Raw genomic sequence first — 22,044 nt, forward strand, 5'->3', positions numbered from 1 at the left:
AGGGCCGCGGAAATGCCAAAGCTCAGAACAGCGATTTGATGCCGATCATCACGCCAATCTGGCGCGTGTCAAAAGCCGATACGTTGGAATCGCTCTGGCTCGCCCGCAGCGTCACCGTCGGCGCGAACCCCGCCCAGGACATCTTGTCCAGCCCCAGCGTCACCTCGCCGAACAGCGTGACATCGCGGCGCCCGCCCTCGGGGTGATCGAACAGAACCATGTAGTTGGGATAGCGGGTATAGCTGGCCCCCAGACTGCCGCCCAGCGAGAATGATCCCACGGGCTGCCCCAGCGTGTACTGCATCCGAAGCTGCCCGCCGAAGCGGCGCTGATTGGCGATCTCGCTGTGCACGCCGTACGCCACGGCACTGGCCCCGATCCGGTCACCGCTGGCCAGCCGATGACTGGCCGCAAAATTCAGGCTCGGCATCTGCCGGGCCTGCCGCGCGCCGGTCAGATCCTGTTCCATGTCCCAGCCGACGCCCAGCGTGATCTCGCCCGTCCTGCCCAGCGGGCGGCGGCGCGTCGCATCCAGCCGCAGGCTGCGTGCGGCATCATCACCCTCTTCATTCAGCCCGAAACTCAAGCCAAGCTCCAGCGTGCCCTGCATGCCTTCGGGCCGCATCAGATGCGTCACGCCCAGATCCAGGCTGGTCGTCGCCAGATCGGAGGCGGTCAACGAGACCGCCTGTTCCTTCGCCTCAGCGCTCAGCGCCACGCGCTTCAGATAAAGCCGCGACGTCAGTCGGGTTTCCGACGTGGCACTTTGCGCAATGCGATAGCCCAGATCGCCGGTCATCGTGCCGATGACACCCGAAAGCGCCTGCGCATCGCCGTCCAGCGTGCCGATGTAATCGACGCCCTCGACGATGTTGAAGGCGCTGTCCGCCCCGCCATTCACATTGCTGGACGGGCTGAGCGAAAAGCGCAGCGCGCTGCTCCACGGGCTCAGCGCGCGCAGGTTGTTCAGTGCCGCGCGGCCCTGCGCACGGGCGGTCGCGTCATCCGTCGCATCGGTCGCCTGACGCAGCCAGTAGCGCAATGCCAGCCCCCGCGCCTCGCGCGCCGCCACATTGGCCGCCACCAGCGCGGCGCTGCGGCGTTGCAGATCGCTTTGCGCGCCCCCATAGGCCCGCCGCGCCGCCTGCCGCGCTTCGGGCAGCTTGCCCTCGGCAAGGGCGATCAGCGCCAGCAGATGCTGCGCCAGCGGGTCGGAGGCATCGCGCGCCACAAGGTTCTGCGCAATCAACCGTGCGGTTGCCAGATCCCCGGCCTGCCAGGCCGCCACCGCCGCCTCGCGGGCCTGCTGTGGCGCCACCGGCACCATGGCCTCGGCCGCCGCACGGCATGCGGGCAAGGCAACGGCCAGCATCACAAGCACCGCGCTCAGCCGCCGCCGCAAAGGGCCATGCCCGGCCGCCATGGCGCGCGCCTTAGTTCGGTTCCACACCGTCGCAGATCTTGGCATCGCCCGGCATCCCGCATTGGGTCAGCACAAAGACGCCATGCTCTTCCTCTTGTTGGGTCTCATCCAGAAACTCGTCCAGATGCACCAAGCCTGCCACCGCGCCCGAATCTGTGCCACCGAACACGCCGCCATAGGTGCCGGTGATGCCATTGGCGTCTTCGTTGGCTTCGTCTTCCGACACCGTGCCGCTGAACGAGCCCTGATCGGTGATCGCGGCGGGCACCAAGATCACATCCTCCAGCGACACCGCATGATCGACCAGCACGCGGTTATAGATCACCCCATTGACCAGATTGTCCGAGAAGTTGGCGTTCAGGAAAATATCGCCCGACACCCGGCTTGGCTGGTGAGGTTTCACCGCGTCATCGGTGCCCCCGGGCACCGGCATCACGTCAGGATCACCCGGCGCGTTGATGTTCTGCACCGCTGCATAGCTGCCCGCATAGCTCACCTGCCCGGCGCCCGGCCCGGTGCCGATGGTTGGCCGGTCGAACTTGCCGTCGCGTTCAAAACTGCCGCCGCCGAAATAATGGTCGAACTGCCCGCCATCCGCAGCCGTCACCGCCCGGACAGACCCGTCCTTGCTTTGCGCCGCCAGCGCCACGAACATGCGGTCCAGCGGGTCTTCCTGCATCTTGAAGGCCTTGTAGCCCGGCACATCCAGCTTCTTGTAGCGGTCATAGGTCGCAAGCACCGGCGTCGCATCCACACCGGAAATCGCCAGTTGCAGCACGTTGTTTTCGGCATCATAGGCCGCCGCGCTGACATTCACCGCCAGCGTTGCCGGCACCTCTACCGTGTCGGGAACCCCGTCGCCATCGCTGTCGCCATCATCCTCGACCCAGGGATTGCCACCGCAAGCCGAAACCAGCAGCGCCGCTGCCAGAGCCATTCTGAAATCCATGGAACTGCCCGTATGTTCGTTTTTGTTGCGGCAAGTGTCCGCTCTCGGCGCCTGCAAGTCAATCGCACCGCAGTTATTTCCCCGCCCCGTGGCGCCCCCGCCGCGGCCCTCACCATATCGCCTAGGCAGCGATGCCCCCCGCAAGATATAGTCCGCGCGACTCACGGAAAAGGACCGCCCGATGCCCATCACGCCCGACCAGCGCGCCGAGATCGACGCCCTGCGCGCCACGCCCCGCGCCACGCTGCGCGCCGTATCCGAGGGGATGGAGGCGCATCTTTATCGCGCGCATGAGGTGCTGGATCACGGTTTCATCCGGGTGATCGACTATATGGGCGACGATGCCGCCATCGTGCAGGCGGCCCGCGTCAGCTATGGCGCCGGCACCAAACACGTGCAGAATGACGAAGGCCTGATCCGCTACCTGATGCGCCACTGGCACTCGACCCCGTTCGAGATGTGCGAGATCAAGCTGCATGTGAAGCTGCCGATCTTTGTGGCCCGCCAGTGGATCCGGCACCGCACCGCCAATGTGAACGAATACTCCGCCCGCTATTCGATCATGGACCGCGAGTTCTATATCCCCGCGCCGGAACAGCTTGCCGCGCAAAGCACCGTCAACAACCAGGGCCGGGGCGCCGTGCTGGAGGGCGCCGAGGCCGCACGCGTGCTGGAGATCCTGAAATCCGACGCCAGCCGCAGCTATGACCATTACGAGGCGATGCTCAGCCAGGATGGCCAGCAGGGCCTTGCCCGCGAACTGGCGCGGATGAACCTGCCCGCCAATATCTATACCCAGTGGTATTGGAAGGTGGATCTGCACAACCTGTTCCACTTCCTGCGCCTGCGCGCCGATCCCCATGCCCAATACGAAATCCGCGTCTATGCCGAGGCGATCGCCAAGGTCGTCGCCGACTGGCTGCCCATCGCCTTTGGCGCCTTTGAGGATTACCGGATGGGCGGCGTTACCCTGTCGCGCAAGGCGATCGACGTGCTGAAACGTCGGCTGGCGGGCGAGGTGGTGACGCAGGAACACTCTGGCATGAGCAAGGGCGAGTGGCGGGAGTTCGAGGGGATCTGGGCAGAGAGCGGCGCTGCCAAGCCCTGACGCGATGGGTGATTGTCCTTGCGATCCATATGGTTGCGCAATCTTCTTGGCCTGTTGGCCTGCCCGTCACATTTCCGCTGGCGCAGCCAGTCTCACGGGCCAGATGATGGAATGGCTGCGCTGCATGACGGGCGGGCGGCCCAGCCTCTTGCTATGCAGCCCTTCAATAGCAGACGCGCGGTTCAAGCTGCGCTTCGGCTGAGCGTTGGCTGTGCGGGCCAGACGTTGGCGGATCACAAGACGGACGAGGGCCAGATTGATCGGCCTTGCGCCAAACAGCCTGAAACCCTGTTGATCCGCATCGCTGCCGCCGTGCCGATACTCCCCGGACGATCCGTCACAGCCTGATGGCAGGGTCAGCGCCCTGTCCGCCGCAACAGATTGCCCCCTGTCCCCAGACAAAGCCGAATGGCACGCCCCCCACAAAACCCAACCCTTTCAGATCGTTGAACTGTCCAAAGGTGGTGAGATCCAGCCTTCAGCCACCCGTACGGCAGCGCCGCGGATGCGTATGGCGGCAATCCCGTCAGCCGTGTAATCGACACTGAGCGTCAGGTCCGACGGGCGCCCCATCTCGACTCCCTGGCGCAGGTGAAAGCTCTGCGTCCCCACCCGCAACACCCGCGCGGCCCGCAGTTGCGCCGCCAGAATCGCACTGGCCGAACCCGTTGCCGGATCCTCGGGGATGCCTGCCGTCGGCGAAAACATACGCGCCCGAAAATCACAATCCTGCCCGGCGGTATAGAGATACGCGCTATCCACTCCGGCGCGATCCATCAATTCCGACCAGAAAGGCTCGATCGGACGGGCCCGGGCCAGCGCATCAAGATCCGCAACCGGGATATATAGAAAGCCTGGGCCACCCTGCCATATCCCGGGGCGATGGGTGGAAAAATTCAAATCTTTTTCGTCCAGATCAATAGCTTGCGCCAAAATATCCGGGGCAGTGGTGCCGGGTGATGCCTTCGGCAGCACCGGCGCGGTGAATTCGGCCTCGATCACATCGCCCTGACGGGTCACCGTCACGGGAACAAGGCCCGCCTCTTCCTCCAGCACCAGTTTGGTGCTGAAATCACCGGAAGGCCATGCCTCGCTGGCCAGAAGAATGGCGCAGCCGATGGTCGGGTGACCGGCGAAGGGAATTTCGGCCGTCGGAAAAAAGATACGCACCCGCGCGCTATGGGCAGGATTGACCGGAGGTTGCACGAAAATCGTTTCCGAAAGGTTGAATTCCCGCGCCATCCTCTGCATCTGCCGCGCCGAGAGTACCTCTGCCCCCAGAACAACGGCCAGCGGATTGCCCGCATAGGGCCGACGGGTGAAGACATCAAGGATATGGTAGCGGAGCATCTGTTACAACCCCTTGAAAATCTGCGTGATTTCCGCGACAGCCTCGACCGTTCCCCAAGGCGGGTTGATGATGAACAGGCCAGAGCCGATCATGCGGTGACCCTCGCGCACCGGGGGGAATCGTACTTCGTGGCGCAGCGCGTCGGGGTGATTTTTTTCCAGAATGTCCAGCATTTCCAGATGCGCGCCAGAGGTCAGAATCGGATACCAAAGCACGATGATTCCCACGTTCCACTTGCGCGAAACTGCGGCCAAGTGTTTGGGAATAGTGACATAATCCTCTTTCACCTCATAGGACGGATCGACCAGCATCATCCCCCGTCGCGGGGTGGGCGGGGTCAGGGTGAGGGCGGTTTGAAACCCGTCTTTCTTGTACAGTTTCGGATCCCAGTCCGCCAAGGCCAGATACAAGGCATGGTGTTCCTGCGGGTGCAGTTCTGCCAGATGTAGTGTATCTTGCGGGCGTAGCGTTAGCGCGGCCAGCAAGGGTGAGCCGGGATAGGCGTTCGGTCCATGCAGCGCCCGCACCTGAGCCAGACGGTGGCGGTAGGGGTGTCCCGGACTAAGCTTATGTTCCAGAAGGGAAATCCCGCTACTCGCCTCGCCGGTTTTCAGCGCTTCGGCGCTGCCGAGGTCATAAAGCCCCCGCCCGGCATGGGTTTCGATATAGGTGAGCGGTTTGTCTTTTTGCACAAGATAATCAAGCACATGGCACAGAAACGCATGTTTCTGCACATCGGCGAGATTTCCGGCGTGATAGATGTGTTGATAGGACAGCATCCCCCAGCCGTACCCGCTTCGCGCCCCCCTCGCAATGGGGGTGACCGGCGTACACCCCCGGTACACCCCCTGTGCCGCATCCGTCCTGCACGATTCGGGCACCTTTGCTTAACCTTTTCGCGCCAGACTGGCCGGGAAAGGAGCCTGCCATGCCCGATCCTGCCAAACAGACCCCGCGCCAGCGCGCCCATCGGTTTTACATGATGGAGGCGATGCGCCGCCTCGAATGGGATTTGCACCATGCCATCGACAGCAGCGGGCGCATCCCCGAAACGTGGCACGAGATCGCCACCGCCCCACCCCACCCGAAACGCGAACGGGTGACACTGCGGCTGAACCCCGAAGTGCTGAAATTCTTCCGCTCCATGGGCAGCGACTATGGGCCGCGCATCAATGCGGTGCTGGAAAGCTTCATGCACGCGCGGCTGGCGGGCGTGCTGCGCGGTGCCGAAACGGCCGAGACCTATCGCCCGGCTGGCGCACGTCCGGACTGGGGCGAGATGGAAGAGCAGGATATGCCCCGCAGCCCCCGGCCAAGCCCCGGCGAACGGATCGCCGCCCTGCGCCGCGCCATGGCTGCCCGGCAGGCAACCCTGCCAGACGCCCTGCCATGAGCAGATCGCCGGATCAGACCGGCTCGCCATACCCGACAGTGCTGCGGAATTCGAGAAACCGCTCGTACATGATGCGATATTCGGTCGGGATGTCGCGGATCGACAGCAGGCCGATGCAGCGCCCCCCTTCCATCACCGGCATATGGCGGAAATGGCCCTCGGTCATATGCGCGAGGGCTTCGTTCAACCCGTCTTCGGCCTGCACGGTTTTCGGATCGGGCGACATGATCTGTTCCACCCGCGTCGTGTCGGAATGGCGATCCTGGCCGATGCATTTGCGGATGATGTCGCGCTCAGACACGACACCGGCGAGGCGCGTGCCCTCCAGCACGACCAGCGCACCGATGTTGAACTGGTCCAGCACATGCGCGACCTGCCGCACGGTGGAGCCGAGCGGAATTGCCGGCAAGGGGCGGTGGGCGATCACGTCGCGGACAGAACGGATATGCATGGCTTCCTCCAATAGCTGGCAACAGCTTAGGCGCGCCCGATCCCTGAGGCAATTGGCGGCAGTGGCGGCCAGCCTACTGCGGGAAGTGGCGCACAGGCTTACGGCACGGCTGGCCACGGGGGCATCGCCGGGCGACAGGGCGGCAGCGGCGCTAATCGCCCGATCACCATTCGATCCCCCCGCCCCCCGCAAAGTGACGGTGGGGGCTTGGCGCGCGGGCGATGCCACCTTAGGTTCTGCCCATGTTCGATACCTTGCTCCGCCGCCTTCTGTCGCCCGGCTCCGCGCCGCTGCCCGCCCCCGAGGCGCATCTGGCGCTTGGCGCGCTGCTTGTGCGCGTGGCCCGCGCCGACGGGATCTATGCCCCCGCCGAACAGGCACGGATCGACCGGGTTCTGGCGCGGCTTTATGCGCAATCCCCCTTTGCGGCGGCACAGATGCGCGCCGAAGCCGAGCAGTTGGAGACCGAGGCGCCGGACACCGTGCGCTTTACCCGCGCGCTGAAGGCGGCTGTGCCGCTGGAAGAGCGCGCGGCGCTGGTGCAGGGACTGTGGTCGGTGGCTCTGGCCGATGGCGGGCGGGCGGACGAGGAGGATCAGTTGTTGCGCCTGATCGCCAATCTGCTGGGCCTGACCGACCGCGAATCGGCCGAGGCACGGCAAAGGGCAGAACGCGAGGCATGATCGCCGCCCTGGGCATGTATGACAGGCCGGAGCTGCGGTCGGATACCGATCGGTTCTGGACGCTGATCCGTGATGGGCTGCGCGCCGAAGGCATCGCCGCCCCCGAAGCGCTGACCCGCGACGAACGCGCCTATCTGCCCGGCTGGCTGTCACCGGATCTGCTGCTGGCACAGACCTGCGGCCTGCCGCTGCGCAGCGTGCTGCGCGACCGGGTGACGCTGGTCGGCACGCCGGATTACGGGCTGGAGGGCTGCCCCCCCGGCCATTACCGCAGCCTGCTGATCGCCCGCCATGACGACCCGCGACAGGGCGAGGCTGCCTTCGCGCACACCCGATTCGCCGTCAACGATGCGCTGTCGCAATCGGGCTGGGCCGCGGCGCTGCAGCATATGGAAGGGCTTGGGCTGCCGCTGACCCCGGCGCTGGAAACCGGCGGCCATGTCGCCTCGGCCCGGGCGGTGGCCGAGGGGCGGGCGGATTGGGCAGCGCTGGATGCGATGACCTGGCGGCTGATCTGCGCGCATGATCCGGCTCTGGCCGCTGCGCTGCGGGTGTTCGGCGCGACACGGCCCACGCCCGGCCTGCCGCTGATCACCGCACAGGGCCGCGACCCGGACCCGCTGCGCCGGGCAGTCAGCGCGGCGATGGACGCGCTGGACCCAGCGTCGCGTGCGCGGCTGGGATTGCGCGGGCTGGTGGTGATTCCGCTGGCCAGCTATCACGCCCTGCCGGTACCGCCCCCGCCCGTCTTGCGCATCGACTGACCAGTTTGCGCAAGGTCAGTGCCCGAATTGCAGGCAGGGGCGATTGTTTCGGCACAAATGGCGTTGCAATGCGCCAGAATTTCCGCCCTACTTTGCCGCCAGAGGGAGCCCTTCCGGGCCAGCGACAAGCGAGAAAACGTGACCGCCCAGACATCTGCCACCGCCCCGGCCAAAGACGTGCCGGTGATCGAGATCCGCGACCTGCACAAGAGCTATGGCCCGCTTGAGGTGCTGAAAGGCGTCGATCTTGTCGCGCCTCGCGGCAACGTGATTTCGCTGATCGGGTCCTCCGGTTCGGGAAAATCCACGCTGCTGCGCTGTTGCAACCTGCTGGAGGACAGCCAGCAAGGCGACATCCTGTTCGAGGGTGAGGCCGTGCACTGGAAAGGCAGCGGTCTGCACCGCCATCCCGCCGACAAGGCACAGGTGCTGCGCATCCGCACCAATCTGTCGATGGTGTTCCAGCAGTTCAACCTGTGGTCGCACATGACCATCCTGCAGAACGTGATGGAGGCCCCATTGACCGTTCTGAAACGTGACCCTGCCGAAGTGGAGGCCAAGGCGCGCGAATATCTGGCCAAAGTGGGCATTGTCGAGAAATGCGACGCCTGGCCCGCGCAGCTTTCGGGGGGGCAGCAGCAACGCGCCGCCATCGCCCGCGCCCTGTGCATGGAGCCGCGCGCGCTGCTGTTCGATGAACCCACCTCGGCGCTGGACCCGGAGCTGGAGCAGGAGGTGGTCAAGGTGATCAAGGCGCTGGCCGACGAGGGGCGCACCATGATCATCGTGACCCATGACATGAAGCTGGCCGCCGATGTGTCGGACCACACGATCTTTCTGCACAAGGGCCTGATCGAGGAGGAAGGCCCCCCCGATCAACTGTTCGGCAACCCGCAATCGGAGCGTCTGCGCGGGTTCCTTTCCGCCACCATGGGCTGAGCCAAAAACGAACGACCAACAGGAGAAAACAATGAAAAAACTGCTTCTTGCCACCGCTCTCGTCGCCCTGTCGGGCGGCATCGCCGCCGCGCAGACCGTCCGTCTGGGCACCGAGGGCGCCTATCCTCCCTTCAACTTCATCGACGATGCCGGCAATGTCGCGGGCTTCGAGCGCGAGTTGGGCGACGAGCTGTGCAAACGCGCCGGGCTGACCTGCGAATGGGTGACCAACGACTGGGACAGCATCATTCCGAACCTGCAATCGGGCAACTATGACGTGATCATCGCCGGGATGAGCATCACCGACGAGCGCGAGAAGGTTGTCGATTTCTCGGAAAACTATGTGCCGCCGGCGGATAGCGCCTATGTCGGGCTGAGCGCCGATGCCGATGTGAAGACCGGCGTCGTTTCGGCGCAGGTCGGCACGATTCAGGCGGGCTATGTGGCGGAATCGGGGGCCACGCTGCTGGAATTCCCGACGCCGGATGAAACCGTGGCCGCCGTGCGCAATGGCGAGGCTGTGGCCGTGTTCGCCGACAAGGACTTCCTTGCCCCCTATGTGGCGGAATCGAATGGCGAGCTGAGCTTCGTCGGCCCCGACATCCCGCTGGGCGGCGGTGTGGGTCTGGCCTTCCGCGAAAGCGATGACGAGCTGCGCGAGAAGTTCAACGCCGCGATCAAGGCGATGAAAGCCGAAGGCGTGCTGAACCCGCTGATCGAAAAGCACTTCGGCGCTGCGGCCAAGAAGTTCTGATCCAATCTGCCTCCGCCCCTGCCGCAGATATTGTGGCAGGGGCTTTTGCGTCCGGATGACCCCATGTTCAGCTCCTGCGCCGACCCAAAGACCCTTGAGGGCCTATCTTGGCTGCTATGCTACCTGACCTCAGGCAAGCACATTGATTTCTATTGGTCTTTCCTCACAGTGCTGACCCTGCTGGTGGTCACTGCCCCCGCCGCGATGGCCTTCGGCTTTGCCGGCGCCATGGCCGCGCGCAGCCAGTTTCTGCCGCTGCGGCTGCTGGGCAAGGTTTATACCGCGATGGTGCGCGGCGTGCCGGACATCGTGTTCTTCCTGTTCTTCGTCATCGCGCTGGATCAGGGGATCGAGTGGATGAAGCATCAGGTTGTCTGCCCCGACTGGTCGGAGCCGATCCGGCAAGGGCTGGAATTCAGGGTCTGCCCCGAGGCCAAGGTGCCATCGGGCAGTTCGGCGCAGATCTGGCACCAGATCTATGGCTTCACGCTGGCGGTGTTCACCTTTGCCATCGTGTTCGGCGCCTTTGCCGCCAATGTGCTGTATGGTGCGATGGGCGCAGTGCCGCGCGCGCAACTGGAAACGGCCGAGGCCTATGGCATGTCGCACCGGCAGGTGTTCCGCCGCATCCTTGTGCCGCAGATGTGGACCTATGCCCTGCCCGGCCTGTCGAACCTGTGGATGATCCTGATCAAGGCCACGCCGCTGCTGTTCCTGCTGGGGGTGAAGGATATTGTCTATTGGGCGCGCGAATTGGGCAGCGCCAAGACGCAGGCCTATGCCTTTCCGCACCCGGACTGGCGGCTGTGGTATTTCCTCGGGCTGCTGGTGGTTTACCTGTGCATGACCCGCGTTTCCGAATTGATCCTCGCCCGGCTGACCGCCCGGTTGAGCCACGGCCAGGCCACCGCTGGCGGCGAAGCGATGCGGAGGGCTGCGCAATGACCTGCATGGAAACCATCGGGCAATATGCCTTCCGCAGCCTTGGCTATGGCGAAAAGCTGCTGCCGCGCACCGATTTCACCCTGTGCCAGCAATTCACCCTGATCGGATCGGGGCTGATCTGGAACCTGTATTTCGGCGCGCTGGCGCTGCTGTTCGGGTTCTTTTTGTCGAACGCGCTGGCCATGGCCAAGGCCTCGGGCAACCCCTGGCTGCGCAAACCGGCGGAATGGTTCATCTTCGTGTTCCGCGGCTCGCCGTTGTTCATCCAGTTCTTTCTGGCCTATTCGGCGCTGGTGATGTTGCCGCGTGGCGGGATCGACCTGTTCGGCCTGCATATCGCCACCACCTGGTTGACCTCGGCCTGGGCCGGGGCGTTGATCGTGCTGTTCCTGAACACCGCCGCCTATGCCGCCGAAATCTTCTATGGCGCGCTGATGTCGGTGCCGAAGGGCGATCTGGAGGCGGCGGAGGCTTACGGGATTCACGGATGGTCGAAGTTCCGGCGCATCCAGTGGCCGACCATGCTACGGCTGGCCTGGCCCGCCTATACCAACGAGGCGATCTTCCTGTTCCATGCCACGACGCTGGTGTTCTTTTCGGGCTTCCCGGCCTTTCAGCAAAGGGGCGACGCGCTGTATTACGCGAACTACTTTGCCGACAAGACCTTCAACCCCTTCGTGCCCTATCCGATCGTCGCCTTCTATTTCATCCTGCTGACCTTCTCGCTCATCGGGCTGTTCGGATTCGTGAACCGCAGGCTGAATCGGCACCTGCCGAGCAACACGCGCAGCAAAATTCGCTTGCGTCCGCAGTTGATCCGGTAGTAGCCTATATTTGATCAAATTCCCCGGGCCGTCGCCCGGACCGCGCAAGACTGCGGCATCCCCTGCCCCGATGGGCAGGTGCGGGTGGTGAAGATCAAGACAAGGGAGAAGGGACCAAGGGCATGGTCCTCACCCCCCGCCGTTCGGGCATCTGGCCCGGCTGGGCGTGGTGTGACCCGTGCCCCGGTTCTGACAACAACGATGACGATGAAGGACTGGCTGAGAAAACACCCCGAGGTGCGCACGATCCGCGTGGCGGCGGCAGACCTCAACGGGCAGGCGCGCGGCAAGCGCATCCCGGCCCGCTTTGCCGAAAATGTGGTGAAAAGCGGCACGCGCTTTCCCTTTTCGGTGCTGAACCTTGACATCTGGGGCGAGGATATCGACGACAGCCCGCTGGTGTTCGAACAGGGCGACGCCGATGGCGTGCTGAAGCCCACCGAACGCGGCTTCATGCCGATGCCCTGGCTGGAGGCGCCGACGGCGCTGCTGCCGATCTGGATGTTCCGCGAAAACGGCACGCCTTACGAGGGCGACCCGCGCCATGCGCTGCGCGCCGTGGTTGATCGCTACAAGGCGCGGGGCCTGACCCCGGTCTGCGCGGTGGAGCTGGAGTTCTTTCTGATCGACGATTCGGGCAAGACCATGCAGGTGCCCGCCTCGCCCCGGTCTGGCAAGCGGCGCAAGGCGGCGGAAACGCTGTCGATCCGGGCGCTGGATGCGTTCGATACATTCTTCACCGATCTTTATGACGCCTGCGAGGCGATGGACATCCCGGCCGACACCTCCACCTCGGAAACCGGGTTGGGGCAGTTCGAGGTGAACCTGATGCACAGCGACGACGCGTTGCGCGCCGCCGATGATGCCTGGTTGTTCAAGATGCTGGTGAAGGGTCTGGCGCGGCGCCATGGCTTTGCTGCCAGTTTCATGGCGAAACCCTACCCGGAATATTCCGGCTCGGGTCTGCATACGCATTTTTCGGTGCTGGACGAGAAGGGCGACAACATCTTTGACAGCGGCGGGCCGAAAGGCTCGGCGGCGCTGCGCCATGCGGTGGCGGGCTGCCTGAACGCGATGCACGACAGCACGCTGATCTTCGCGCCGCACCAGAACAGCTATGAACGGCTGGTGCCGGACAAGCACGCGCCCACGGCCATTGCCTGGGGTTACGAGAACCGCACGGCGGCGATCCGCATTCCGGCGGGCAACCCGGCGGCGCGGCGGATCGAACATCGCGTGGCGGGGGGCGACGTGAACCCCTATCTGATGCTGGCCGCAATTCTGGGCGCCGCGCTGACCGGGATCGAGGACGCGCAGGAACCGCCGGCGCCGATCACCGGCAATGCCTATGCGATGGACCTGCCGCAGATCCCGCCGAACTGGGAAGCCGCGATTGACGCGTTTGAACATAGCGACGTGCTGTATCGCTTCCTGCCGAAAGAGCTGATCCGCAATCTGGTGCTGACCAAGCGGCAGGAGCTGCATTACATCGCGGAACTGTCGCCGGAAGAGCGGGTCGAGCTGTATCTTGACACCGTGTGACCCCGCGCTGCCCCCTTGCGATGCGGGGGGGCGGCATCCTACATCTGACCTGCATAAATATCGGACCTCCCATGCTGATCGGCATCCTGCAAACCGGCCAAGCGCCTGACATTCTGGCGGAGCAATCGGGCGATTACCCCGACATGTTTCAACGTCTGCTGGCCGATCAGGGGCTGGAGTTCCGCACCTACCGCGTGCTGGACATGGAGTTTCCGGCGGATGTGGCGGAATGTGATGGCTGGCTGATCACCGGCTCGCGCTTTGGCGCCTATGAGGATCATCCGTTCATCAAGCCGCTGGAGGCGTTCATCCGCGCCGCCTATGACGCGCAGGTGCCGATGGTCGGCATCTGTTTCGGCCACCAGATCATCGCGCAGGCTTTGGGCGGCAAGGTGGAGAAGTTTCCGGGCGGCTGGTCGGTCGGCCCCACCGAATATGATTTCGGCGGCGAGCGGTTGCGGCTGAACGCCTGGCATCAGGATCAGGTGGTGGAAAAACCGGCCATGGCCGAGGTCGCTGCCTGCAGCGATTTCTGCCAGAATGCGGCGCTGGTTTACGGCGACCGCGCCTTTACCGTGCAGGCCCATCCCGAGTTCAAGGATGACTTCGTGGACGGGCTGATGAAGACGCGCGGCAAAGGGGTGGTGCCCGACGCGCTGATGGCCGAGGCGGGCGCCCGTCTGGGCAGCGAAATTCACGATCAGACCATTGCAGAGCGCATTGCCGCTTTCTTCAAGGCCCCGCGCGGGGCAAACTGAGGCCAGCAGGCCAAAACCAAGAGTGTGACCCATGTCCGATTGGACAAACAAGCTGCCCGAGGCAGCCCGGAATTATATTGCCAACCGTCGCGTCGATGAGGTGGAATGCGTGATCGGCGACATTGCCGGTGTGGCGCGGGGCAAGGCGATGCCTGCCGCGAAATTCGCGCATCAGACCAATTACTTCCTGCCCAACTCGATCTTCCTGCAAACCATCACCGGCGAATGGGCCGACAGCCCCTTCGACAGTTTCACCGAACCCGACATGATCCTGGAGCCGGATTTCACCACGGCCACAGCCGCGCCGTGGACGGCGGATGTGACCTTGCAGGTGATCCATGATGCGAAGGACCAGCAGGGCAATCTGGTGCCCTATGCCCCGCGCAACGTGCTGCGCCGGGTGTTGCAGCTTTATGCCGAGCAGGGCTGGACGCCGGTCGTGGCGCCGGAAATGGAATTCTTCCTGACCGCCCGCAATATCGACCCGAACCAGCCGGTGATCCCGCCCATGGGCCGATCAGGCCGCCGCGCCGCCGGGAAACAGGCCTACAGCCTGTCGGCGGTCGATGAATATGGCAAGGTGATCGACGACATCTATGATTTCGCCGAAGCGCAGGGGCTGGAAATCGACGGCATCCTGCAGGAAGGCGGCGCCGGGCAGATCGAGCTTAATCTGGCGCATGGCGATCCGATCCGGCTGGCCGACGATGTGTTCTTCTTCAAGCGGCTGATCCGCGAGGCGGCGCTGCGGCATGATTGCTTTGCCACCTTCATGGCGAAACCGATTGCGGGCGAACCGGGTTCTGCCATGCACATCCATACGTCGGTGGTGGACAGCCGCACCGGCAAGAACATCTTCGCCGACAAGAAGGGCGCGGAAACCGAGGCCTTCCTGCATTTCATCGCCGGGATGCAGAACCATCTGACCGGCGCGATTGCGCTGCTGGCGCCTTATGTCAACAGCTATCGCCGCTATGTCCCGGATTTCGCGGCGCCGATCAATCTGGAATGGGGGCGCGACAACCGCACCACCGGGCTGCGCGTGCCGATTTCCTCGCCCGCCGCGCGGCGGGTGGAAAACCGGCTGCCGGGGATGGATTGCAACCCCTATCTGGGCATCGCCGCCACGCTGGCCTGCGGCTATCTGGGCCTGATGGAGCAGAAGCAACCCCGGCCCGAGTTCAAATCCAACGCCTATATCGACAGCGACGACATCCCCACCAACATGGGCGATGCGCTGGACCTGCTGGAGGAGGACAAGGCGCTGTGCGCGGTGATGGGCGAGGATTTCATCAAGGTCTATGACTCGGTGAAACGGAACGAATACAAGGAGTTCCTGCAAGTCATCAGCCCGTGGGAACGCGAACACCTGCTGCTGAACGTCTGAGGCGCGCATGAACCTGCTGTTTGCCAATGACCGGGCGGGGGAATACCCCGCCAGCTACTATGCGGCCACCCGCAGCGATCTTGCCCCCTTCCCCGCGCTGGCGGGCGCGGTGCGGGCGGATGTGTGCATCGTGGGCGGCGGCTATACCGGCCTGTCTGCCGCGCTGCATCTGGCGCAGGCCGGGCGGCGCGTCGTGCTGCTGGAGGCGCATCGCGTGGGCTTTGGCGCCTCGGGGCGCAATGGCGGGCAGGTCGGGTCTGGCCAGCGGCTGGATCAGGTGGAGATGGAGAAGATCGCCGGGCGCGACAATGCCCATCGCTATTGGGCGCTGGCGGAAGAGGCCAAGGCGCTGGTGCGCGGGCTGATTGCCGATCATGCCATGCCGGTGACATGGCATCCCGGCGTGGCCCATGCCTGCTGGCATGACCGCGAGGTGCGCGACACCCATGCCTATGCCGAAAAGCTGCGCCGCGATTATGGTTATGACCAGCTGGAGCCGCTGGACCGCGCAGGCATCCGCGCGCTGATCGGGTCTGATGCCTACAAGGGCGGCGAGATCGACTGGGGTGCCGGCCATGTGCATCCGTTGAACTTCGCGCTGGGGCTGGCGCAGGCGGCCGCGCGGGCGGGTGTGGTGATCCATGAGGCCAGCGTGGTGGAACGGATCGCGCCGGGGGCAAAGCCCGTGGTGCATTGCGCGCAGGGCCATGTGGTGGCGGATCAGGTGATCCTGGCCTGCAACGGCTATCTGGGCGGGCTGGAACCGGCGGTGGCGGCCAAGGTGATGCCGATCAACAATTTCATCGTGGCCACCGAACCGCTGGGCGAGCGTGCGGCAGAGGTTCTGGCCAAGCCGGTGGCGGTGGCCGATACGAAATTCGTGGTGAATTACTGGCGGCTGTCGGAGGATAACCGGCTGCTGTTCGGCGGGGGCGAAAGCTATGGCTGGCGCTTCCCCGACATTGTGAAGACTGTGCGCAAGCCGATGCTGGAGGTCTATCCGCAGTTGCGCGATGTGCGGATTGATTATGCCTGGGGCGGCACGCTGGCGATCACGATGAACCGGCTGCCCTGCTTTACCCGCGTGGCGCCCAATGTGCTGTCGGCCTCGGGCTATTCCGGCCATGGGGTGGCGATGGCGACGCTGGCGGGCAAGCTAATGGCCGAGGCGCTGCGCGGGCAAGCGGAGCGGTTCGATCTGATGGCCGCCCTGCCCCAGCCGCGGTTCCCCGGCGGGGTGGCGCTGCGCTGGCCGCTGCTGGTGCTGGCGATGACGTGGTTTTCGCTGCGCGACCGGCTGGGGGTGTGATCGGCGAAAAGCCCCGGCGCGACGCAATGTCATCAACTTGTTGCTGGAAAAGCGGGCAGCGGCAGCTTACAGCTTTCCTGAACCTTGTTTTCAGGAAATCCGCAGATGGCCGCCGACGGACCGATCACGCCCCCGAATGTCTATGACGCCGAACCGATCCCCGAAGCCGCACGGGCCGAGATCGACCGGCTGCTCGCCTCGGGCGACCTGTTCCGCTACACCGCCCCCGAAGGCGCCCCGGTTGCCCTGCTGGAAGCGGAGTTTGCCGAACTGCTGGGCGCGCGCTATGCGCTGGCCGTCAGCTCCTGTTCTGCCGCGCTGTTCCTGACGCTGAAGGCGCTGGATCTGCCGCGCGGGGCGAAGGTGCTGATTCCGGCCTTTACCTTTGCTGCCGTGCCTTCGGCGGTGGTTCATGCCGATTGCGAGCCGGTTCTGGTGGAGGTCGGGGCGAATTACCGGGTGGATATGGCGGATTTCGCCGCCAAACTGCCGGGCGCCGCGGCCGTGCTCATCAGCCATATGCGCGGCCACACCTCGGATATGGATGCGATCATGGCGCTGGCTGATGCGGCGGGCCTGCCGGTGGTCGAGGATGCGGCGCATAGCCTTGGCACCAAATGGCACGGGCGCAATATCGGCACGATCGGCAAGGTGGGCTGTTTCAGCTTCCAGTCCTACAAGATGATCAATGCGGGCGAAGGCGGTATCCTGATCACCGACGACCCGGAACTGGCGGCCCGCGCCGTCATCATGTCGGGCGCCTATGAGCATAACTGGAAGAAGCATCCGGGCCTGCAGAACAGCTATATGTACTGGCAGAACCGCCTGCCGCTTTACAACATGCGGATGCAGAACCTGTCGGCGGCAGTGATCCGCCCGCAACTGCCGGAGCTGGCGCGGCGCGTGGATCAGGGGCGGTTCAACCACGATCATGTTGCTGCGGCGCTGAACCAAAGCCCGTGGCTGGATGTGCCAGCCCCCTTGGCGCCCGAAGAGCGCGCGCCGGATTCGATCCAGTTCAATCTGGTGGGTTTTGAAACCGACGCCGAGGCCCGCGCCTTTCAGGCCGAAGCCAAGCTGCGCGGCGTGTCGGTGCAGGTCTTCGGGTTGAGCGAGGACAATGCGCGCGCCTTCTGGAACTGGCAGTTTCTGGGCGAGGCGCCCGACTTGCCGCAGACCCGGGCGATGCTGATGCGCGCCTGCGACGTGCGCCTGCCGACACGGCTGACGCAGCCCGAGCTGGATTTCATCGCTGACGCGCTGGTTTCGGCGGCGGCGGCGGTGAAGGGTCACAGCACCCGCAACTGACCCTGCAACCATGGCCAGCGGGCGCAGGCCGGGCCGACCACCTGCGCCTGCAACAAGCCGCGCAACCGCGCGGCGATCTGTTCGGGCATGGATTGCAGCGCCCCCGCCCGCGCGCTGAGGGTGATCGAGCGTTCCAGCGTGCCGAAGGGCAAGGGCGCCACGGCAACAGCCGTGCGGAAGCGCGCGGCGTGGTGCAAAGCCAGCGGCGGCAGGATCGTCCACCCCTGCCCGCCCGCGACCATGGCGAGGATGGCGTGATAGCTGTCGAGTTCAAACCGGGTGGACAGCGCCAGATTCTGCCCGGCCAGATGCGCGGCGATCTGGCGCCCCATGTGGTGACGGGCGGAATAGCGGATCAACGGCAGGGCGCGCAAAGCCGCCTCGTCCGTCGGGCTGCCGGGGGGCAGGATGGCCAGAAACGGCTCGGCCAGCAGCGGATGGATTTCAAGCCCGGTTTCCGGGGGCTGCGCGGCGCCCAGATCTGCGGCCACCACCATATCCAGCGCCCGGCTTTCCAACTGATCGCGCAGCCGGTGGCTGGCCCCGGTTTCCAGCAGAAAGCGGCAGGTGCGCAGATCCTGGGCCAGCATTTCCAGAAGCGCGGGGGTCACATCGGCATCCAGATCCTCGATCACGCCCAGCCGCAACGTGGTCAGGCCCGACAGATCGGCCAGCGCCAGATCGGCCCGTGCTTCTTCGGCGGCGTGCAGGATGGTGCGGGCATGGCGCAGGAACATCGCCCCGGCGGGCGTGACGCGCAAAGGGCGGGTGGCACGATCCAGCAGCGCGGCCCCCAGCGCGGATTCCAGACCCGAAATCTGCTGGCTGACCGCCGAGACACTGGCCCGCAGTCGCCGCGCCGCAGCGGAAATCGAGCCTTCCTCGACCGTGGCGAGAAAAATCTCGATCCCCCAAAGCGTCACACGGCCCGCGGCCTCGGTCATCCTTCCGCCCTCGTGCCGCGTGTCAGATCAGAGTTTTGACAGTTTGGATTGCAGATCGGCCAATTGCTTCTTGATCTGGTCCAACTCGCCTTGCGCCCCGGCGCTGCCCTCTTCCCGCTCCGGCCCGGTGCTGCCCCAAGTGGTGGGCAGACCACCCATCATGGTTTTCATGAAGGCTTCCTGCTGTTTGCGCATCGCCTCGAACCCCGGCATGGTCGCCATCGGGTTCGGGAAATTTGTCATGTTTTCCAGAAGCTTGGATTGCCCGTCGCGCAGCATTTCAAACGAGGCGGCCAGGAACTGCGGCACGACCGAATGGATGCCGGTGGTGTAGCTGCGCACCAGATCGGTCAGCACATTGATCGGCAGGACGTTTTCGCCCTTGCTTTCATGTTCGGCCACGATCTGCAGCAGATATTGGCGGGTCAGATCATCGCCCGATTTCAGATCGACGATCTGCACCTCGCGCCCGGCGCGGATGAAGCCTGCGATGTCTTCCAGCGTCACATAGTCGCTCGTCTCGGTGTTGTAGAGACGGCGGCTTGCGTAACGTTTGATCAGCAGCGGCTTGTCGGCACTGGCCATGGCGGCGCCCTCCTCAGGTTCTTTGCGCTTGCAGAGAAGCTTAGGGCAGGCGCGTAACAAAAGGAAAGCAAAAAGAAAGGGCGGACCCGAAGGCCCGCCCCAACGCTTCCGATCCCAGGGAGGAGGATAGGATCAGCCGCGTTTCGTTCCGGTCACTTCGCAGCGGTCGCGGCGGTGGCAGCGGCTTTCTTGGCGACGCTGGTCACTTCGGCAGCGGCTTTCTTCACCACGGCCTGCGCTTCTTCCGAAGCGTCCTTGCCAGCGGCGAGCATCAGCTCGACGGTTTCCATCTGCACTTTTTTCGCGATTTCCGCGAAGGCGGCCATGTTTTCGGCAGCCATTTCAGCAGCAGCCGACGCGAAGTCGGTCAGCGACTTGGTGTATTCCGACGCATCGGTCTTGGCTTTGGCGGTTTCGCCCAGCTTGGCGATGGTGTCTTTCGCCCATTTGGACGAGATTTCGGTCGATTTCTCGGCGGCTTCCAGAGCCACTTTCGAGAGCTTCTCGCCCATCGCGGCCTGGGTCTTGAACGCGTTCTGGAACGCAGCAGCGTCAACCGGGAAAGCGGCCATCATGTCTTGCATTGCTTTGGCGAAGTCAGGGGTCTTGGTCATGGTATATGCTCCTAATGTCCAGGCTCTGGTGCGTTCATTCAGCCCGTTTCCTATGACCATTATATAAATGCTGCAGTGCAGCAAATCAAGTGAAATTTCTGCGACGCAGCAAAACCTGAAGGCGATCCTGCTGCGCCGCGGAAAACCTGAGCCGAGTCAGGCGCTTGGCACAGCCGTGACATAAGTGCCGGGCGCGGGCGCCAGCACCGGGTTCGTCGAATCACCCGGAACGCGGGCCGGAACCTGCTTGCCAGAGCGCGCTTTCAGCCATTCGCCCCAGCGCGGCCACCAGCTTCCGTTGTGGAACGTGGCCCCGGCCAGCCAGTCGTCCGGCGTCGTCATCGGGGCGTCATTCGTGTAATGGCCGTATTTGTTCTTGCTGGGCGGATTGACGATCCCGGCGATATGGCCGCTTTCCGACAGGATGAAGGTCTTGTCCTTGGAGCCCATCTGCCGCACGCCGGTAAAGCTGCCCTTCCACGCCGCGATGTGGTCGGTTTCGCAGGCGATGGCGCAGATCGGCAGCTTTACATCCGACAGGCTGACCTTGTGCCCCAGCACCGGAAAGCCGTCGCGCGCGAACTGGTCGGCCTGACACAAGCCGCGCAGATACTCCACCGCCATACGCGCCGGAAGGTTGGTGCCGTCACCGTTCCAATAGAGCAGATCGAAGGCAGGCGGCGCCTCGCCCAGCATGTAGCTTTTGATCGCGGGCTGATAGATCAGCTCGTTTGAGCGCAGGAAGCTGAAGGTGCGCGACATGAAGGTCTTGTCCAGCACCCCGTCCACCGCCACCTGCCGTTCGATCCCGTCCACGAAATCGTCGTTGAGGAACACCCCCACCTCGCCCTGATCGCTGAAATCGGTGAGCGTGGTGAAGAAGGTCGCGGATTTGACCGATTTGTCCCCCGCCTTTTCCAGATAGGCCAGCGTCAGGTTCAGCGTGGTGCCCGCGATGCAATAGCCGACCGCGTTGATCTGCTTTTCGCCGGTGATGCGGCGCACCTCGGCCATGGCCTGCATGTAGCCTTCGCGGACATAGTCATCCATTCCCACGTCGCGATAGCTGGCATCGGGGTTGACCCAGCTGACCACGAACAGGGTAAAGCCCTGATCGACGATCCATTTGATCAGGCTGTTCTGCGGCTTCAGATCGAGGATGTAGAACTTGTTGATCCACGGCGGGAAGATCAGCAGCGGCGTCTGATGCACGGTGGGCGTGGTGGGGGTATACTGGATCAGCTCCAGCATCCGGTTGCGATAGACCACGGCGCCGGGCGTGGTGGCGATGTTGGTGCCGACGCGGAACGCCTCCTTGTCAGCCAGCGTCACCTGCAGATCGCCGTTATTGGCCTCGATATCGCGGACGAGGTTTTCCAGCCCCTTCACCAGACTTTCGCCATCGGTGGCCACCGCGCGTTCCAGCGCCTCGGGGTTGGTGCCCAGAAAATTGGTGGGTGAGAACATGTCGATGATCTGTTTCGAGAAGTACTCGACCCGCTTGCGGTCTGCCGCCTCCAGCCGCTCCAGCCCCGAGACGGCATTGCCCACCGCCTCGGCGTTGAACTGATATTGCTGCTTGAGATAGTTGAAGAACGGATGGGTGTCCCACAGCGGGTTGGCGAATCGCTTGTCGGCGGGGCCAGGGTCTGGCGGGGCCTTGAACTCGCCCTTGACGAGTGTCTGCTGGGCCTCGACATAGTGTTTCAGGCTCTTTCCCCAGTAGCCGATCTGGTGTTCCAGAATTTTAGAGGGGTTCTGCATCATTTCGGCCACATAAGCGGCTGCAGCCTTCAAATAGACATCCTGCGACGGCCCATTCAGCGCCGGATCGGCAGACTTGCGCTGTGTTAGCGCTGCGGTGAGGCGCTTCGACAACTCCTCGACCTTGGCCAGATTTGCGTTCAGTCGGTCCAGTCGCGCATCTGCATCCTTGGTCCCAGTTGTCATATTTATGTTTCCCCCCTACAGTTCTTGCAAGTGCAGCATTGCGTCTCCTCCTCCGGTGCCGGT

General features: G+C 64.1%; 22 protein-coding genes. 13 read left to right on the forward strand and 9 right to left on the reverse strand.

Annotated elements, in window-relative coordinates; translation table 11 throughout:
- Positions 1-22: 22 nt before the first annotated feature.
- Both BMX43_RS08290 and BMX43_RS08295 read right to left on the reverse strand, forming a co-directional pair.
- Positions 23-1,423: a tetratricopeptide repeat protein gene (locus BMX43_RS08290; protein ID WP_091300004.1), complete on the reverse strand. Its 1,401-nt coding sequence runs from the start codon at positions 1,421-1,423 to the stop codon at positions 23-25.
- Between the two features lie 10 nt (positions 1,424-1,433).
- Positions 1,434-2,360: a hypothetical protein gene (locus BMX43_RS08295; RefSeq protein ID WP_091300007.1), complete on the reverse strand. Its 927-nt coding sequence runs from the start codon at positions 2,358-2,360 to the stop codon at positions 1,434-1,436.
- Positions 2,361-2,553: 193 nt separating this feature from the next.
- Here BMX43_RS08295 and thyX point away from each other — a divergent pair, with 193 nt between their 5' ends.
- On the forward strand, positions 2,554-3,480 hold the full coding sequence (gene thyX / locus BMX43_RS08300) for an FAD-dependent thymidylate synthase (protein ID WP_091300011.1): 927 nt from the start codon (positions 2,554-2,556) through the stop codon (positions 3,478-3,480).
- Positions 3,481-3,918: 438 nt separating this feature from the next.
- Here thyX and BMX43_RS08310 read toward each other — a convergent pair whose 3' ends face one another.
- Together BMX43_RS08310 and rlmJ are read right to left on the reverse strand one after the other, a co-directional pair.
- Positions 3,919-4,830 (reverse strand): PhzF family phenazine biosynthesis protein, encoded by a 912-nt coding sequence (locus BMX43_RS08310; protein WP_091300018.1) that lies wholly within the window; start codon positions 4,828-4,830, stop codon positions 3,919-3,921.
- A 3-nt stretch (positions 4,831-4,833) separates the two neighbouring features.
- Positions 4,834-5,610, reverse strand: a complete 777-nt coding sequence (rlmJ, locus tag BMX43_RS08315) for a 23S rRNA (adenine(2030)-N(6))-methyltransferase RlmJ (protein ID WP_091300021.1) — start codon at positions 5,608-5,610, stop codon at positions 4,834-4,836.
- Positions 5,611-5,759: 149 nt separating this feature from the next.
- On the opposite strand from rlmJ, the gene BMX43_RS08320 reads away from it, so the two are divergent.
- Positions 5,760-6,224 carry a BrnA antitoxin family protein gene (locus tag BMX43_RS08320; RefSeq protein ID WP_091300025.1) on the forward strand — a complete coding sequence of 155 codons (465 nt, stop codon included), beginning with the start codon at positions 5,760-5,762 and terminating at the stop codon, positions 6,222-6,224.
- Between the two features lie 13 nt (positions 6,225-6,237).
- Here the strand turns inward: BMX43_RS08320 and BMX43_RS08325 are convergent, their stop codons facing one another.
- A complete protein-coding gene (locus tag BMX43_RS08325) occupies positions 6,238-6,675 on the reverse strand; it encodes a CBS domain-containing protein (RefSeq protein WP_091300028.1) in 438 nt (145 codons plus the stop codon).
- A gap of 242 nt (positions 6,676-6,917) precedes the next feature.
- Between BMX43_RS08325 and BMX43_RS08330 the strand changes: the two genes are divergently transcribed.
- From BMX43_RS08330 to BMX43_RS08380, 11 genes are all read left to right on the forward strand, one after another.
- A complete protein-coding gene (locus tag BMX43_RS08330) occupies positions 6,918-7,358 on the forward strand; it encodes a tellurite resistance TerB family protein (RefSeq protein ID WP_091300031.1) in 441 nt (146 codons plus the stop codon).
- Positions 7,355-8,122: a phosphate/phosphite/phosphonate ABC transporter substrate-binding protein gene (locus tag BMX43_RS08335; RefSeq protein WP_091300034.1), complete on the forward strand. Its 768-nt coding sequence runs from the start codon at positions 7,355-7,357 to the stop codon at positions 8,120-8,122. The genes BMX43_RS08330 and BMX43_RS08335 overlap by 4 nt, the downstream gene beginning before the upstream one ends.
- 138 nt (positions 8,123-8,260) lie before the next feature.
- Positions 8,261-9,061 carry an ABC transporter ATP-binding protein gene (locus BMX43_RS08340; protein WP_091300036.1) on the forward strand — a complete coding sequence of 267 codons (801 nt, stop codon included), beginning with the start codon at positions 8,261-8,263 and terminating at the stop codon, positions 9,059-9,061.
- A 31-nt stretch (positions 9,062-9,092) separates the two neighbouring features.
- Complete coding sequence (locus BMX43_RS08345) at positions 9,093-9,815, forward strand: transporter substrate-binding domain-containing protein (RefSeq protein ID WP_091300039.1); 723 nt, start codon at positions 9,093-9,095, stop codon at positions 9,813-9,815.
- 63 nt (positions 9,816-9,878) lie between these two features.
- Positions 9,879-10,760, forward strand: a complete 882-nt coding sequence (locus tag BMX43_RS08350) for an ABC transporter permease (protein WP_091300042.1) — start codon at positions 9,879-9,881, stop codon at positions 10,758-10,760.
- A complete protein-coding gene (locus BMX43_RS08355) occupies positions 10,757-11,584 on the forward strand; it encodes an ABC transporter permease (RefSeq protein WP_091300045.1) in 828 nt (275 codons plus the stop codon). The genes BMX43_RS08350 and BMX43_RS08355 overlap by 4 nt, the downstream gene beginning before the upstream one ends.
- Positions 11,585-11,791: 207 nt before the next feature.
- Positions 11,792-13,126: a glutamine synthetase family protein gene (locus tag BMX43_RS08360; RefSeq protein WP_091300233.1), complete on the forward strand. Its 1,335-nt coding sequence runs from the start codon at positions 11,792-11,794 to the stop codon at positions 13,124-13,126.
- Positions 13,127-13,197: 71 nt separating this feature from the next.
- On the forward strand, positions 13,198-13,884 hold the full coding sequence (locus BMX43_RS08365; RefSeq protein ID WP_091300048.1) for a type 1 glutamine amidotransferase: 687 nt from the start codon (positions 13,198-13,200) through the stop codon (positions 13,882-13,884).
- A gap of 31 nt (positions 13,885-13,915) precedes the next feature.
- Positions 13,916-15,271, forward strand: coding sequence for a glutamine synthetase family protein (locus BMX43_RS08370; protein WP_091300051.1), 1,356 nt, complete (start codon positions 13,916-13,918; stop codon positions 15,269-15,271).
- Positions 15,272-15,278: 7 nt separating this feature from the next.
- A complete protein-coding gene (locus BMX43_RS08375; protein ID WP_091300054.1) occupies positions 15,279-16,580 on the forward strand; it encodes an NAD(P)/FAD-dependent oxidoreductase in 1,302 nt (433 codons plus the stop codon).
- A gap of 105 nt (positions 16,581-16,685) precedes the next feature.
- The gene (locus tag BMX43_RS08380) at positions 16,686-17,888 is read left to right on the forward strand and encodes a DegT/DnrJ/EryC1/StrS family aminotransferase (RefSeq protein WP_091300057.1); all 1,203 of its coding nucleotides are present in this window, start codon (positions 16,686-16,688) and stop codon (positions 17,886-17,888) included.
- Here BMX43_RS08380 and BMX43_RS08385 read toward each other — a convergent pair.
- The 4 genes from BMX43_RS08385 to phaC form a co-directional block, all read right to left on the reverse strand.
- Entirely contained in the window at positions 17,870-18,832 is a 963-nt protein-coding gene (locus BMX43_RS08385; protein WP_091300061.1) for a LysR family transcriptional regulator, read from the reverse strand. The two genes, BMX43_RS08380 and BMX43_RS08385, sit on opposite strands and share 19 nt — an antisense overlap.
- A gap of 27 nt (positions 18,833-18,859) precedes the next feature.
- On the reverse strand, positions 18,860-19,417 hold the full coding sequence (gene phaR / locus BMX43_RS08390) for a polyhydroxyalkanoate synthesis repressor PhaR (RefSeq protein ID WP_091300064.1): 558 nt from the start codon (positions 19,415-19,417) through the stop codon (positions 18,860-18,862).
- 152 nt (positions 19,418-19,569) lie between these two features.
- The gene (locus BMX43_RS08395; RefSeq protein WP_091300067.1) at positions 19,570-20,031 is read right to left on the reverse strand and encodes a Phasin; all 462 of its coding nucleotides are present in this window, start codon (positions 20,029-20,031) and stop codon (positions 19,570-19,572) included.
- A gap of 156 nt (positions 20,032-20,187) precedes the next feature.
- Complete coding sequence (gene phaC / locus BMX43_RS08400) at positions 20,188-21,981, reverse strand: class I poly(R)-hydroxyalkanoic acid synthase (protein ID WP_091300071.1); 1,794 nt, start codon at positions 21,979-21,981, stop codon at positions 20,188-20,190.
- Positions 21,982-22,044 lie beyond the last annotated feature (63 nt).

The organism is Gemmobacter aquatilis (assembly GCF_900110025.1).
Classification (GTDB): domain Bacteria; phylum Pseudomonadota; class Alphaproteobacteria; order Rhodobacterales; family Rhodobacteraceae; genus Gemmobacter; species Gemmobacter aquatilis.

What these genes read in the sequence shown, in the direction of transcription:
- BMX43_RS08290 (WP_091300004.1), bottom strand. Translation starts at nt 1,423, where the DNA reads ATGGCGGCCGGGCATGGCCCTTTGCGGCGGCGGCTGAGCGCGGTGCTT.
- BMX43_RS08295 (WP_091300007.1), bottom strand. Translation starts at nt 2,360, where the DNA reads ATGGCTCTGGCAGCGGCGCTGCTGGTTTCGGCTTGCGGTGGCAATCCC.
- thyX (WP_091300011.1), top strand. Translation starts at nt 2,554, where the DNA reads ATGCCCATCACGCCCGACCAGCGCGCCGAGATCGACGCCCTGCGCGCC.
- BMX43_RS08310 (WP_091300018.1), bottom strand. Translation starts at nt 4,830, where the DNA reads ATGCTCCGCTACCATATCCTTGATGTCTTCACCCGTCGGCCCTATGCG.
- rlmJ (WP_091300021.1), bottom strand. Translation starts at nt 5,610, where the DNA reads ATGCTGTCCTATCAACACATCTATCACGCCGGAAATCTCGCCGATGTG.
- BMX43_RS08320 (WP_091300025.1), top strand. Translation starts at nt 5,760, where the DNA reads ATGCCCGATCCTGCCAAACAGACCCCGCGCCAGCGCGCCCATCGGTTT.
- BMX43_RS08325 (WP_091300028.1), bottom strand. Translation starts at nt 6,675, where the DNA reads ATGCATATCCGTTCTGTCCGCGACGTGATCGCCCACCGCCCCTTGCCG.
- BMX43_RS08330 (WP_091300031.1), top strand. Translation starts at nt 6,918, where the DNA reads ATGTTCGATACCTTGCTCCGCCGCCTTCTGTCGCCCGGCTCCGCGCCG.
- BMX43_RS08335 (WP_091300034.1), top strand. Translation starts at nt 7,355, where the DNA reads ATGATCGCCGCCCTGGGCATGTATGACAGGCCGGAGCTGCGGTCGGAT.
- BMX43_RS08345 (WP_091300039.1), top strand. Translation starts at nt 9,093, where the DNA reads ATGAAAAAACTGCTTCTTGCCACCGCTCTCGTCGCCCTGTCGGGCGGC.
- BMX43_RS08350 (WP_091300042.1), top strand. Translation starts at nt 9,879, where the DNA reads ATGTTCAGCTCCTGCGCCGACCCAAAGACCCTTGAGGGCCTATCTTGG.
- BMX43_RS08355 (WP_091300045.1), top strand. Translation starts at nt 10,757, where the DNA reads ATGACCTGCATGGAAACCATCGGGCAATATGCCTTCCGCAGCCTTGGC.
- BMX43_RS08360 (WP_091300233.1), top strand. Translation starts at nt 11,792, where the DNA reads ATGAAGGACTGGCTGAGAAAACACCCCGAGGTGCGCACGATCCGCGTG.
- BMX43_RS08365 (WP_091300048.1), top strand. Translation starts at nt 13,198, where the DNA reads ATGCTGATCGGCATCCTGCAAACCGGCCAAGCGCCTGACATTCTGGCG.
- BMX43_RS08370 (WP_091300051.1), top strand. Translation starts at nt 13,916, where the DNA reads ATGTCCGATTGGACAAACAAGCTGCCCGAGGCAGCCCGGAATTATATT.
- BMX43_RS08375 (WP_091300054.1), top strand. Translation starts at nt 15,279, where the DNA reads ATGAACCTGCTGTTTGCCAATGACCGGGCGGGGGAATACCCCGCCAGC.
- BMX43_RS08380 (WP_091300057.1), top strand. Translation starts at nt 16,686, where the DNA reads ATGGCCGCCGACGGACCGATCACGCCCCCGAATGTCTATGACGCCGAA.
- BMX43_RS08385 (WP_091300061.1), bottom strand. Translation starts at nt 18,832, where the DNA reads ATGACCGAGGCCGCGGGCCGTGTGACGCTTTGGGGGATCGAGATTTTT.
- phaR (WP_091300064.1), bottom strand. Translation starts at nt 19,417, where the DNA reads ATGGCCAGTGCCGACAAGCCGCTGCTGATCAAACGTTACGCAAGCCGC.
- BMX43_RS08395 (WP_091300067.1), bottom strand. Translation starts at nt 20,031, where the DNA reads ATGACCAAGACCCCTGACTTCGCCAAAGCAATGCAAGACATGATGGCC.
- phaC (WP_091300071.1), bottom strand. Translation starts at nt 21,981, where the DNA reads ATGACAACTGGGACCAAGGATGCAGATGCGCGACTGGACCGACTGAAC.